The following is a 13,287-nucleotide window of genomic DNA, read 5'->3' on the forward strand; positions in this document are numbered from 1 at the left end:
TGGATGCGGCTTCGTCGGAAGGGACGATTTCGAGGATGATTTCAGCGCGCGGCGTCAGCCGNGCGCCAGCGCCTGCAACTGCGGGAAAGCTTTGCAACCCATGGCGAAGTAGGTCACGTCGCGTTCCGTGCCAATCGCGTGATAGCCCAGATGATCGGCGGCGGCGAGGGTCGAGGTACTGCCGGCGAATGGGTCATAAACAATGCCGATGCCAAGAGGCAATGCCGCACGCACGATCTGACGCAGGAAACGTTGTGGCTTGAGCGAAGGATGAGGAGCGATCTCGCGTTCGGCACCACGCGTCGGCGAACAGGCAATGACGTCCTTGAACGGCTCTTCGCCGGAAATGCGGCGCAGCCCGCCAGTGCCCCACTTGCGCAAATTTTCCGCAGCCGTGCCTTCGAATGGCTTTCTGAACAAGCCCCACGGCTCCCAGCACGAGCGGGCCATCATCGAGACATCGGAGAATTCTTTTTCAGCGCCCTTCGGACGATCGCCACCGCGCAAGGTTTGCACGAGACGGATGACTTCGCCGCGCTTCTCGAAACCGGCGCGCTGGAACGCATGAAACGTCATCGTGGACAGCAAAGGATTGGACGCAAGGAACACGTGGCCGCCCGGCACCAGTGCGCGATTCAAGCCGTAAGCGAGCGCGCCGAAGAAGTTATAAAGAGCGCTGACTTCCTCTTGCGATAGGACTGTAAAGCGCGGCAGCGGGCTGCGCTTGGCACCGTCAAAGGAGGGAGGAATACGCCATACACCACCGCGCCCGGATCGCAGCTTGCGATGATTCTTCTCCTCGAACTCGACCATGCCGTAAGGCGGGTCGGTAACCACGGCGTGGACGGAATTCTCGGGAAGCTCGGCGAGCCACTGAATGGCATCCCCCAGCACGCCGGTCGTCCGCTCGGACAGGTGTTCCCGCCGTTGCTCGCCATGCTCTCGCACTCGTTGCCAGAGCTCCGCTTGATGCTCGACGAGCGCGGCACGCCAGGATTTCGTGCGACCGGCGCCGGAGGCGATTGTTTTCATGGCCTGCGATTCTGATTCAGCCGGCATCGCAAGCCAAGCCACCCGTGTGCCGCTACAGATAGCTGGTCACTTTCGGCTCGTGCATCCAGTCGTAATCGCGGCCATTGAGATACTTGATTGGCAGCGACGCCAGTTCCTCATCCGATACGCCGTCGAGGCACGCGATGTTGATGGACACGAAAGCGCCGCCGATCTCCGGCACGTTGCCGCGACCGAAAGAGCGCAGTCCGCAACGCTTGCAGAACAGGTTGTGACCTTGCATCGAGCCGAACTGGTAATCCCCGAGCAGCGCTTCGTCGGTTTGCAGGCGGAACGCTTCCGGCTTGATGACGATGCCCCAGTACCGCGTCTTCTTACAGATGGAGCAATTGCAGCGGGTCGTGCCCTGACTCAGATCGATGTCCGCTTCGTAGCGGACGGCGCCGCAATGACAGCTGCCCTGGTAGGTCTTCAACATGGCCGTGCTCCTGGAGGTGAAACCTGCTTGCTGCCAGGCAGTGTAGTGGGCACCGCTGTCAGATCCTGTCAACCTTCCGTCGCTGCCGGCGCGCGAGACCACGCCGACCCCGTTCAGGCAATCCCTGATCCGCGCCACTGGCGGCTGCTCAATGCGCATTTTGCGAGCCACTTCACTCAAGAAGTAGCCCCCTCGTTTCGATTACTACATATCACGCCTGCGTCTGAAGTTGCCGATACAGGCGATAGACAATATCGGCGGCGATTCAGGGCGATCCGAAGATTGAGTGATGTGTTGTGACGACTGGCATCGACACTGACCCTTGGCGCACCAAGTACTTCAACAGCCTGGGCCGGCTGGAAGAGCAGCAATTGCAGTTTCAGGCCATGGAAGCGGCCCTCAAGCGGCTGGTTGGCCGCCTGTGCACGGCTGCACTCGGCCTGGCCCCACCGCTGGATGAGCAGATCAGAAAGCTGCAGTCGGTCATCCGTCGCGAAGCCACTGCGGAAGAACTCGAGCAGCTCACCCCCGCGCTGACCGACGCCATCGGCGCGCTCGATCACCCGCTGCCGGCCCCGACCATGGCCGCCGTGAATGACGAGCAGCTGCGCTCCATTCTCGCCGCCCTGCTGGTCGAGTTGCGTCGCGATACCGAGCTGGTCGAGCAGGCCGATGCGTTGGATGCGAAGCTGTCGGTGGCGCTCACCAGCGAACAGCTGCCCGAAGTCCTCGGCTCATTGACCGAGCTGGTCGGCAAGCGCATCCAGCACATCGAGCGCGCCAAGGACGAAATCGAAAACCTGCTCAGTCACATGGTCGGCAAGCTGGACGAGATCGGCCAGTTCGTCGCCGAGCAGCACCAGAACCAGGCCCAGTCGCAGGCCAGCAGCGACACCTTGAACACCCAGCTGGTCGGTGAGATCAAGGCCATGGGCGAGAACGTCGAGACCGCCAAGGACCTGCAGCAGATCCGTCATCAGGTGCGCAGCCGCATCGACTCGATCGACCGGCATCTGCAGGAATTCCGGCAGCGCGAAGCCACCTTTGCCGCAGCCGTTCGAGCTCGCAACGAGCAAATGCGCTCGCGCATCGTCGAGCTGGAAGCCGAAGCCAAACGTTTGCAGAATCAGTTGCAGGACGAGCAGCGCGCCTCAACCGTGGACATGCTCACTGGCATTCCCAATCGTCAGGCGTACGACAAGCGCGTCGACGAGGAGCTGCAGCGGCTGCGTCGTTTCAAACAAGCGACCTGCCTGGCCGTGTGGGACGTCGACAATTTCAAGCGCATCAACGACACCTACGGACATCGCGCTGGCGATCGCGTGCTGCGCGTGGTCGCGGACTGTTTTGCCAGCCGGATCCGCTCGTCCGACTTCATCGCTCGCTATGGCGGCGAAGAATTCGTGATGCTCCTTCCCGGCACGCATTTGGAAGATGCATCTCGCTTCAGCGAGCGCATCCGCGCGGCCATCGCCGAGATCGGCTTTCACTTCCGAGGCGCGCCGGTATCCATCACTGTTTCTAGCGGCATGACCGCACTGTTGCCCGACGACACCGCGGGCGCGGCGTTCGATCGTGCTGACAAGGCTTTGTATCGAGCCAAGCAAGGCGGCCGCAATCGCTGCGTGACTGCCTGAGTCTGGAAATCCCGGCTCTATAGCGCCTCGCGCAATCGCCACTCGCGCTTGCCGGTGTAGAATGCCGGCATGAACACCACGTCCGAAATCTTCCAGTTCGAAAAGGATTTTGCCGGCGCGTTGTACTGCATTCCCATGGCCGTGCGTCGCAAGCTCGATCTGAGCGGCGTCAAGGTGTCGTTGAAACAATGGAATCATTTTGCGCTCGACGAGCGCGAGCAGATGGTTGCGCAGAACTGCGAAACCTCGAGCGAGATCGACGACTACGGCCGTTACGTCGTCGCCGTGATCGAAAAACGGACCCACCAGCCGGCTCAGTTGCTCGAAAGGGACGACGGCTCGGAATGGAATGACACGCAGAGCGTGCCTCAGCGCGTCGTAGACTATTCGATCGAGTGCGAGGTTGCTCCGCCGACCGCGGCACAGTGGGCCAGACTCACGCCGTTACAGCGCTTCGCAATTTTCAAGCTGACGCGACCCGGTCACAGCAACGAGAACTTCGTGCCTGCGATGCGCGAGTTCAAGCTGATTCAGTAACTCAAGCCTTGGCCTTGGCCGCCGTTTCCTCTGCGAGCCGCTGAACCGCGGTTCGCACCGGTCCTTCGAGGTCTTTGCCGCTAGTCTCGTTGTAATACCCGATGATCCGCGAGCGCATGCGCGGATCCCAGTAGCGGTGGATGTGCTGCCGGATGCTTTCAGCCGCGACGCTCTGGTCCTTCTCGCTGGCGAAGAAGGCACCGATGTCATTGGCCATGCGAACTAGGTAGTCGATGTGCATATGAGTCGCGAAGGATGCGCGTAGATCACGTGTTGATGCTCACGCGCGAAACCGATCAACGTCAGTCCGGCCGTTTCGGCCATTCGAATGGCGAACGCAGTCGGTGCCGAAACAGCGGCGAGCAACGTGCCGCCGACCGTTACGGCCTTCTGAACCATTTCATAACTGGCCCGGCTGGTGACTACGAAGTATCCATACTTGAAGTCGCCACCCGCGCGAACCACGGCGCCAATGACTTTGTCCAGCGCATTGTGCCGACCGACATCTTCGCGCACCAGTCTGATCCCCGAATCGGGCATCACCCAGGCAGCGGCATGAACGCTGCCGGTGCGCGAGTTGATTGCCTGATGGCCGTGCAACTCCCGCAGAGCTGCATGTAACGACTTCACGTCGACAGTCACTCCGCCCTGCACGGGCACCGGCTGACGAATCGCATCTTCAATCGTCTGCGCGCCACACAGACCGCAGCCCGTGCGGCCTGTCATATTCCTCTGCCGACGTAGCAGCTCGGATAATTTTGACGCGGTAATGCCGATGCGCACTTCGAGCGTCCCGTCTTCGCGTGTCGAGGCGTCTACTGACACGATCTCCTTCGGCGAGTCGACGATGCTCTCGCTCAACGTAAACCCGACCGCCAGATCTTCCAGATTTGCTGGCGTCGCGAGCATCACCACATGCGGCACGCCGTTGAACACCAGGGCGACTGGCAATTCCTCAGCGACTTGATCGACGACGTGCTCGACATCGCCATCACGCCAGCGATGTACCGTGACTGCACAGCTGGTCGCTGGCGTTGGGCTGGGGCTGGGGCTGATATCAAGCATGCACGCCAGCACTCCGGCGAATGCGCGTGTTGCGCTCGGTCAGCTCGCGATAGCGTTTCTGCCACTCCGACGGCTGATTCACCTTCACGACCTGCACCGCCGTCACCTTGTACTCGGGGCAGTTCGTCGCCCAATCGGAGTTGTCGGTGGTCACGACGTTGGCGCCGGACTCCGGGAAATGGAACGTCGTGTAGATGACGCCCGGCTGCACTCGGTCCGTCACTTCCGCACGCAGCACCGTCTCGCCGGCCCGGCTGGCGATGCCAACCCAATCGCCGTCGAGAATGCCGCGCACATCGGCATCGTGCGGATGAATCTCCAGCCGATCCTCGTCGTGCCACACCACGTTTTGGGTGCGACGCGTCTGCGCGCCCACGTTGTACTGGGTAAGAATGCGCCCGGTCGTCAGCAACAGCGGGAAGCGACTCGTCGTCTTCTCGCGTGTCGGCACGTAGTCGGTTACGAAGAACTTGCCCTTGCCGCGCACGAAGTGACCGATGTGCATCGTCGGCGTGCCCTCAGGAGCTGCGTCATTGCACGGCCACTGGATGCTGCCAAGCTCGTCGAGCTTCTCGTACGTCACACCCGTGAACGTCGGCGTAAGCATGGCGATCTCATCCATGATCTGCGACGGATGCGTGTAGTTCATGGGATAGCCCAGCGCATTCGAGAAGCGCACCGTCACTTCCCAATCCTCATAGCCCCCGAGCGGCTGCATGACCTTGCGCACGCGACCGATACGTCGCTCCGCATTCGTGAACGTGCCGTTCTTCTCCAGGAACGACGAGCCAGGGAAGAACACATGTGCGAACTTCGCCGTCTCGTTCAAGAACAGGTCCTGCACGACGACGCATTCCATCGCGCTCAATGCCGCGGTCACGTGTGTCGTGTTCGGATCGGACTGGGCGATGTCTTCGCCCTGGACATACACGGCGCGGAAGCTGCCATCGAGTGCCGCTTCGAACATGTTGGGAATTCGCAGCCCCGGCTCGGATTGCAGCTGCACGCCCCACTCCGCCTCGAACGTCGCGCGAACCGCATCATCGGACACATGTCGATAGCCGCTGAACTCGTGCGGGAACGAGCCCATGTCACACGAGCCTTGCACGTTGTTCTGACCACGCAGCGGATTCACGCCGACGCCGACGCGACCGAGATTGCCTGTCGCCATCGCGAGATTCGCGATCGCCATGACCATCGTCGTTCCCTGACTATGCTCGGTGACGCCCAGGCCGTAGTAGATCGCGCCATTCGGCGCCGTACCGTACAACCGGGCCGCACTGCGCACCGCCATTGCCGGTACGCCAGTGATCTCTTCCATCGCCTCGGGCGAATTCTTCGGATCGCTGACGAACGCCTGCCATTTTTCCCAGGAGTCGATTTCGCAGCGATCGACGATGTACTGATCGTGCGCCAGCCCTTCGGTCACGATCACATGCGCGATCGAATTCATCAGCGCGACGTTGGTGCCCGGCTTCAACTGCAGGTGATAGTCCGCTTCGATGTGCGGCGTGCGCACGAGCTTGATCTGACGCGGATCGATGACGATGAGCTTCGCGCCCTGACGCAGCCGACGCTTCATCTGCGAAGCGAACACCGGATGACCCTCGGTGGGATTGGCGCCGATCAGCATGATCACGTCGCTTTGCATTACCGAGTCGAATTCCTGCGTGCCGGCCGATTCGCCGATCGTGTTCTTCAGACCGTAGCCGGTCGGCGAATGGCACACGCGAGCGCACGTATCGACGTTGTTGTTGCCAAACGCCGCACGCACCAGCTTCTGCACCAGGAAGGTTTCTTCGTTGGTGCAACGGGACGAAGTAATTCCGCCCACCGCATCCTGGCCGTATTTTGCCTGGATGCGCTTGAACTCGGAGGCCGCGTAATTGATGGCCTCGTCCCAGCTCACCTCACGCCACGGATCGGTGATCTTGCTGCGGATCATTGGCTTCGTAATGCGATCCGTATGCGTGGCATAGCCGTAAGCAAAGCGGCCCTTCACGCAGGCGTGGCCGTGATTCGCATGACCGTCGCGAGACGGCACCATGCGAATGACCTGCTCGCCTTTCATCTCAGCCTTGAACGTGCAGCCGACGCCGCAGTAGGCGCACGTCGTCGCGACCGCGCGCTCGGCTCTGCCGAGCGAGATGACGGACTTCTCAGTGAGCGCCGTCGTCGGGCACGCTTCGACACAAGCGCCGCACGACACGCATTCCGACTCGAGGAACGACTCGGCCTGACTCGCCGAGACCTTGGAATCGAACCCGCGCCCTTCGATGGTCAGTGCAAAGGTGCCTTGAATCTCGTCGCAGGCCCGCACGCAACGTGAACACACGATGCACGCATCCTGATTGAAGACGAAGTAAGGATTGCTGTCGTCCTGCAATGAGCCTTGATGATTGAGACCGGCGGCCACACCGTCGACCGCAGGCAGCGAATAGCGCGATTCGCCAACACCCGCGGCGGCCGCCATTTCATGCAGCTCGCAGCGGTTATTGCTGGAACAGCACTCGGACTGCGATGGATGATCCGACAGATACAACTCGAGCACGTTGTTGCGCAGCTCGCCGAGCTTCGCGCTTTGCGTGTGGATCTTCATGCCATCGGCCACAGTCGTCGTGCACGACGCCGGATAGCCTTTGCGACCCTCGATTTCCACCAGGCACAGGCGGCACGAGCCGAAGGCTTTCAAGGAGCTCGTCGCGCACAGTTTGGGAATTTGATTGCCGAGCAGCGACGCCGCACGCATGATGGAAGTGCCATCCGGCACCGTCACGGTGAACCCGTCGATCTCGACGGTGACCTGCTTGGCCACCCCCTCGGCGGTGGTCGGCACGGCCGGTGTGCCTGGATCTACGAAATCGAGTGCGTGCATGGCTTACTCCGGCTACTGCACAGTCTTGCGAAAGTCTTCAGGGAAATATTTCAGCGCGCTCTGCACCGGGAACGGCGTCATGCCGCCCAAGCCGCACAGCGAGCCATTTAACATGGTGTCGCACAGCTCTTCGACAAGCCGCAAATTCCGCTCACGATCGATATTGGCGAGCACGCGATCCATCAACTCCACTCCACGGGTCGAGCCGATACGGCACGGCGTGCACTTGCCGCACGATTCCTTCGCGCAGAACTCCATCGCATAACGCGCCATGCCAGCCATGTCGACGGTGTCGTCGAACACCACGACGCCGCCATGACCCAATAACGCACCAATGGCACCGAGCGCTTCATAGTCGATCGCGGTATCGAACTGCGACTCTGGAATGTAGGCGCCCAACGGACCGCCCACTTGCACGGCGCGAATCGGCCGCCCCGAGGCGGAGCCGACACCGTAGTCATAAATCAGCTCACGCAGTGTGAGCCCGAATGCGCGCTCGATCAGTCCACCGTGCTTGATGTTGCCTGCGAGCTGCAGCGGAACCGTGCCGCGCGACTTGCCGGTGCCGAAGTCTTTGTAGAAGTCGGCGCCTTTCGCGAGGATCACCGGCACCGATGCGAGCGAGATGACGTTATTGACGATCGTGGGCCGGCCGAACAACCCCTTGATCGCCGGCAACGGCGGGCGCACGCGCACTTCGCCACGTTTGCCCTCCAGGCTTTCGAGCATGGAGGTCTCCTCGCCGCAAATGTATGCGCCGGCGCCCAATCGCACTTCCAACTCGAACTGCTTGCCGCTACCGAGGATGTTGCTGCCCAGATAGCCGCTGGCGCGAGCTGCGGCGATGGCTTCATTCAGCGCGCGATGCGCATGCGGATATTCGGCACGTAAATATATGTATCCCTGCGTGGCGCCGACCGCGATGCCCGCGATCGTCATGCCCTCGATGAGCATCAGCGGATCGCCTTCCATCAGCATGCGATCGGCGAAGGTACCCGAGTCACCCTCGTCGGCATTGCAAGTCACATATTTCTGCTGAGGCGGCTGATCGAGGACCGTCTTCCACTTGATGCCCGTCGGGAACGCCGCGCCACCGCGGCCCCGCAGGCCGGACTGAGTGACAGCGTCAACGATTTCTCCTGGCGACATAGCGAGTGCACGCTGCAGCCCGGCGTAGCCCCCGTGAGCAATGTAATCATCGACGGAAACCGGATCGATAACACCCACGCGCGCGAATGTCAGACGCTGCTGACTCTTCAGCTCCTTGATCTCTTCGGTGAGCCCAAGGTGCAGCGGATGTGCCTTGCCTTGCAGAAAGCCTGCATCGAACAAACCCGCAACGTCTTGAATGGTCACAGGCCCATACGCATGCCGACCGTCAGGCGTCGCGACCTCAACCAGGGGCTCGAGCCAGAACAATCCACGCGAGCCGTTGCGAATCAGTTGAATCTGCAGCCCGCGACGCTGAGCTTCGCGATCGATCGCGGCGGCAACCCGGTCCGCGCCGAGCGAGAGAGCGGCTGCATCTCGCGGTACATAGACTTTGATATTCATGACAATGGCGCGATCAAAGCATCGAATGCATCTGGCGTAACCCGACCGTGCAGCTCGCCATCGATCATCACGGCCGGACTGCAGGCACAGTTGCCCAGGCAATACACGGGCTCGAGCGTATAACGACCATCTGCCGTCGTTCCATGCAGCTGAACGCCGAGCTTGCGCTGAGCATGTTCCGTCAGCTTTTCACAATGCATGGAGCGGCAGGATTCCGCCTGACACACCTGGATGACGTGCCGGCCCGCCGGAGCCTGCCGAAAGTGATGATAAAAGGTAACGACGCCGTGCACGTCGGCGCGAGACAGATTCAATGCCTCGGCAATGATGGGGATGGCCGCCGGCGGCACATACCCCAGACGATTCTGAACCTCGTGCAATACCTGCAGGAGCGGCCCGGGCCGACCTTGATGGACCGCCAATGCGGCTTCCACCTGGTCGCGCGCGAGGTCGTCGAGCGGATCGCGGAGCGCCCGATCTGCACTCATATCTATCACCCTCCACCAGCGTTGGGAGAGTGTGACACTGTCGTGCAGAATCAACCACCGCGACCGCGTCGATTCGACCGTGCGGTCTGGCTGGATTGTGCGAGTGAGCCGGTTTTTATCGATACCGGGCCAACATGGCCTTAGCTGTCGAGCTGATCGCGAACCGTATCGCGACGAACGGCAATGCATCGCAGCCAGGTAGGACCGAGCTTACGGAGCATCGCAGCGCTCAGCGCCCACCTTTGCTGGCCAGAACGCCGTCGCCGTGCAGCCTGGTCTTCAGGCCGCTGCGCTTCAGGCGGGTTGCGACTTCGTTGGGGACATCACGACCCGTCGTGAGCTTGTTCGGTGTTCCAGTGTAATGAAACATTCGGCCGCCGCGTTTCAGAACACGCGCGAGCTGGTCGTAAAACACCTGCGAGTACAACTCGCCGGCGATACCGAAGCGTGGCGGATCGTGGAGAATCGCATCGACGGACGCATCCGGCAGCTCCGCAATCTTTTCCGAGACATCGCCTTGCGTCAGTGAGAGCGCCCCGCCAACTTGCGGCGACCAGGGGTTCAGACTGCGCAACCAGATCACGTCCGGGTTCTTCTCAAAAGAAATGATCCGCGCCGCACCACCTTCCAGACACCACGCCGCGAAGTAGCCCAAGCCGCCGCAAGTATCGAGCACCACCTGCCCACGCGGCTCGATCAGCGCGACTTTCGCTTGCGCATCCTGAAACGGCGACACCTTCTCGCTCGGCAACATCTTGATGCCATCGATCTCGAACGTCGGTGCACCCCAGTCGGTCGGCACCAGCTTGATCAGCGACGAGCTGTAGCGAGACACGGGCGCAAACTCACCGTCACGCCAGTAATACACCGTGCGCTCCTTGCACTTCTCCAAATACGGATAGCGCTGGCCCTGCCAGCTCCAACCGGACTCATCGACCGTCACCGTCGTCGTCGTGCGATCCAGATCGAGCGAGCACGTCGACTCGCCAGCACCCGCGCGCAGCGCTTTTCGCAGCTGCTCGTGAACCTTCAATGTCAGCAATGGCTGTGTCATGCGCGCAATGATACCGGGGATATGCACGCTTGTTGCCCGATCTACCGATCTTGATCGAGAGCGGCGCTGTGGATCAATCGCGCTGAAGTGAAACTCATCGGTGAGAATTGCCGAATAGGGCGAAGATGCGTGTGCAGAAAAAATTCCTACTGTCACGAATCACGACAGTAGCGCGCGCCGACGTAGCGCGTACACTGAGATTGCGTTCGGCGATTTCACTTATCATTGCGAACCGTCCACGCAGGCGTGTTCGCAGCAGGGAGACCGAATAATGCGCAAGGCGAGTCTTTGGGCGGCGTGCGTGGGCTTGATCTGGTCGGCGACCTCATCGGCCATTCCGGTTTACTACACGTACGGTTACTTCGGTGAGGGTCGCAGTTACGAGAATGGCGACGATCCTACGTTCAGGTTCACGATGGAGTATGACGTGGACATCCAGCCCACGTACCTGAACAGCGGCGGCGTACTGGTGACACAACTGGATCAGGGCCTGCACACCGACCCCAACGACCCCTGGTTCGGTCACTATCAACTGGATTATTTCCACGCGCGGCTGGTCGGCACGACCGAAGCGCTGGATTGGGATCTGGCATCGCCGAATCAAAGCACCAGCTACCGGCAGTTCCTCGGCCCGAATCCACAACAGCCCTTTTATGAAGACGTGGTTCGCTGGGCGTCGGGCGATTACTTCATTCAACTGGTGCGCACTTCGGTCGTCGATGCGCCGCTCGGCCACAACTTTTCTTTCATCGCCGACATCGGCCTCGGTCAGAACATGATTTGCCTCGGGACCTGCGGTGAAAACCTGCGCCTGGTGGCAGTGTCACCGACCAACAACATTCCCGAGCCCGCAACGCTGGGCCTGCTGACGCTCGGCGCCGGACTCGCTATCGGCGTAAAACGTCGGCGCGGGGCGAAAAAGAGCGCCCGCGCCTGACGCGAGCGCCCCCGCCCCCTTTCGATTAAGGCATCTTCACTCGCATCGGCATCGGCAACGATGCCGTGCGGCTGGGCATCGGCGCGCGATCCGCTGGCGTCAGTCCCGTCACCAACTGATCGATGCGCACGGACTGCCCCGTTTTGAAGCACTGATTGGCCGCGGCACCGATCAGCATCGAATACGCACCGCCGCGCTCGTCCGACGCACGCTTGTACTTATCCGCCGGCGCATCGCCGAAGATCTCATTCAACATCACATCGTCGCCGCCGCCGTGACCGCCCGTCCCAGTCCAGGGCTCGATGTCGCGCGGCGCGCCTCGCAAAGGAATGATTCGCGTGGTCACGCCATCATCCTTGATCTTTCCTTGCGTCTCGTCGGCGCCCGCGACACCGGCTTGCTCGACTATTGAGTGCTCGATGCGACCTTTGGTGCCGTTGAATGCGATGTGATAGCCCTCCCACGAGTTGAACGCATTGAGCGAATAACTGAGCGTCGTGCCGGTGTCGTAACGAACCACGACATTCATCGTGTCTTCGATATCGATGTCCGGGCGCCACACGCATTGATCGCGGAAGTAGCCATCGTGCTGCTCGTTATCCAGATACAGCGCCTTCAACCCCGGATCCGCTGCGAGATCGAAGTAGAAAGTGCAAGCGGCCCGCTCAGGGCAAGTCCGACAGCGCTCGTGATGACCCTTCAGCCCCATGCGCCTGGCCATGTCGGGTGTATAGAACTCTCGTTTACCCACGGCGATCACCGACTCCGGTTGCGCCCCCAGCCACCAGTTCACCAGATCGAAGTGATGCGTGGCCTTGTGAATCATCAGGCCGCCGGAGATGGCTTTATTGCTGTGCCAGCGGCGGAAGTAGTCCGCGCCATGCACGGTGTTCAACAACCAGTTGAAGTCCACCGAGAGAATGTCGCCGATGTCGCCGTTCATCAGCATTTCTTTGATCTGCGTGCGCGGTGGCGAGTATCGATAGTTGAAAGTCACCCGCACGTGCCGGCCATTGCGCTTGCAGGCATCGAGAATGGTCTGAGCCTTCTCGGCAGTCGTGGTCATCGGTTTTTCGGTGATGACATCGCAACCCGCATCCAACGCCCGCACGATGTAATCGTTGTGAGTGGCATCGGGCGAAGTGACGATCACGGTTTGCGGCTTGGTTTCGCGAATCATGCGATCGAAATCGACCGCGCTATAAATCTTTGGCTTGCTCGCGCCGGTCGCGGCAATGGCCTTGGCGGCGAGCGCCGCGCGGCCGGCGTTGTTATCGCTCACTCCAACCAATTCGTTGGCGTCGCGAAATTTGCCCGTGATGGCGTTCGTGTACATGCGTGAGCGCGAGCCCAACCCGACCACCGCGAAGCGCTTCCTGGGCGTGGCGGCATAAGCGGTGCTCGCCAGACCGAGCGCGACGGCACCAGCCGACTTGAGCACGGTGCGTCGATCCAGGCCGACCGAATCTTTGTCATTCATGCATGAAACCCCTGGAAAATAAGTGTTTTGTGACAGTTCGCAAGCTTGGCGCCGGAACCCGGGCGAGCGCCTTGGCAGAGATAATTGTCTGCTTTATTCGCTCGACCTGATCGATCGTCGTGACGTGCGATCGAGCCAGCAGTGATTTGCTCGACCTCTAGCCAACTTCAA

Annotated in this window: 12 protein-coding genes; 3 read left to right on the top strand and 9 right to left on the bottom strand. The window is 61.0% G+C overall.

The annotated features are described in order from the left end of the window. Window positions 1-54: 54 nt before the first annotated feature. Window positions 55-1,059 carry a DNA-methyltransferase gene (locus tag D0550_RS01780; RefSeq protein WP_170134662.1) on the bottom strand — a complete coding sequence of 335 codons (1,005 nt, stop codon included), beginning with the start codon at window positions 1,057-1,059 and terminating at the stop codon, window positions 55-57. A 25-nt stretch (window positions 1,060-1,084) separates the two neighbouring features. Further along, window positions 1,085-1,489 carry a GFA family protein gene (locus tag D0550_RS01785; protein ID WP_116807487.1) on the bottom strand — a complete coding sequence of 135 codons (405 nt, stop codon included), beginning with the start codon at window positions 1,487-1,489 and terminating at the stop codon, window positions 1,085-1,087. A gap of 296 nt (window positions 1,490-1,785) precedes the next feature. On the opposite strand from D0550_RS01785, the gene D0550_RS01790 reads away from it, so the two are divergent. Beyond that, the gene (locus D0550_RS01790; protein ID WP_116807382.1) at window positions 1,786-3,126 is read left to right on the top strand and encodes a GGDEF domain-containing protein; all 1,341 of its coding nucleotides are present in this window, start codon (window positions 1,786-1,788) and stop codon (window positions 3,124-3,126) included. A gap of 69 nt (window positions 3,127-3,195) precedes the next feature. Next, complete coding sequence (locus D0550_RS01795) at window positions 3,196-3,663, top strand: nitrate reductase associated protein (protein ID WP_116807383.1); 468 nt, start codon at window positions 3,196-3,198, stop codon at window positions 3,661-3,663. Between the two features lies 1 nt (window position 3,664). Here the strand turns inward: D0550_RS01795 and D0550_RS01800 are convergent, their stop codons facing one another. The 6 genes from D0550_RS01800 to D0550_RS01825 all read right to left on the bottom strand — a co-directional run bounded on the left by D0550_RS01800 (window position 3,665) and on the right by D0550_RS01825 (window position 10,699). Further along, entirely contained in the window at window positions 3,665-3,880 is a 216-nt protein-coding gene (locus tag D0550_RS01800) for a formate dehydrogenase subunit delta (protein ID WP_206606041.1), read from the bottom strand. A gap of 5 nt (window positions 3,881-3,885) precedes the next feature. Further along, entirely contained in the window at window positions 3,886-4,728 is an 843-nt protein-coding gene (gene fdhD, locus D0550_RS01805) for a formate dehydrogenase accessory sulfurtransferase FdhD (protein ID WP_116807385.1), read from the bottom strand. Further along, window positions 4,721-7,603 carry a formate dehydrogenase subunit alpha gene (gene fdhF, locus D0550_RS01810; protein WP_116807386.1) on the bottom strand — a complete coding sequence of 961 codons (2,883 nt, stop codon included), beginning with the start codon at window positions 7,601-7,603 and terminating at the stop codon, window positions 4,721-4,723. Before fdhF ends, fdhD begins: the two co-directional genes overlap by 8 nt. 12 nt (window positions 7,604-7,615) lie before the next feature. Further along, entirely contained in the window at window positions 7,616-9,157 is a 1,542-nt protein-coding gene (locus D0550_RS01815) for a formate dehydrogenase beta subunit (protein ID WP_116807387.1), read from the bottom strand. After that, entirely contained in the window at window positions 9,154-9,645 is a 492-nt protein-coding gene (locus D0550_RS01820; RefSeq protein ID WP_116807388.1) for a formate dehydrogenase subunit gamma, read from the bottom strand. Before D0550_RS01820 ends, D0550_RS01815 begins: the two co-directional genes overlap by 4 nt. Before the next feature lie 229 nt (window positions 9,646-9,874). Continuing rightward, window positions 9,875-10,699, bottom strand: coding sequence for a class I SAM-dependent methyltransferase (locus D0550_RS01825; protein WP_116807389.1), 825 nt, complete (start codon window positions 10,697-10,699; stop codon window positions 9,875-9,877). 271 nt (window positions 10,700-10,970) lie between these two features. Here D0550_RS01825 and D0550_RS01830 point away from each other — a divergent pair, with 271 nt between their 5' ends. After that, on the top strand, window positions 10,971-11,636 hold the full coding sequence (locus tag D0550_RS01830; RefSeq protein ID WP_116807390.1) for a PEP-CTERM sorting domain-containing protein: 666 nt from the start codon (window positions 10,971-10,973) through the stop codon (window positions 11,634-11,636). Between the two features lie 25 nt (window positions 11,637-11,661). Here the strand turns inward: D0550_RS01830 and D0550_RS01835 are convergent, their stop codons facing one another. Further along, complete coding sequence (locus D0550_RS01835; protein WP_116807391.1) at window positions 11,662-13,116, bottom strand: Gfo/Idh/MocA family protein; 1,455 nt, start codon at window positions 13,114-13,116, stop codon at window positions 11,662-11,664. Window positions 13,117-13,287 lie beyond the last annotated feature (171 nt).

Source organism: Steroidobacter cummioxidans, assembly GCF_003104955.1.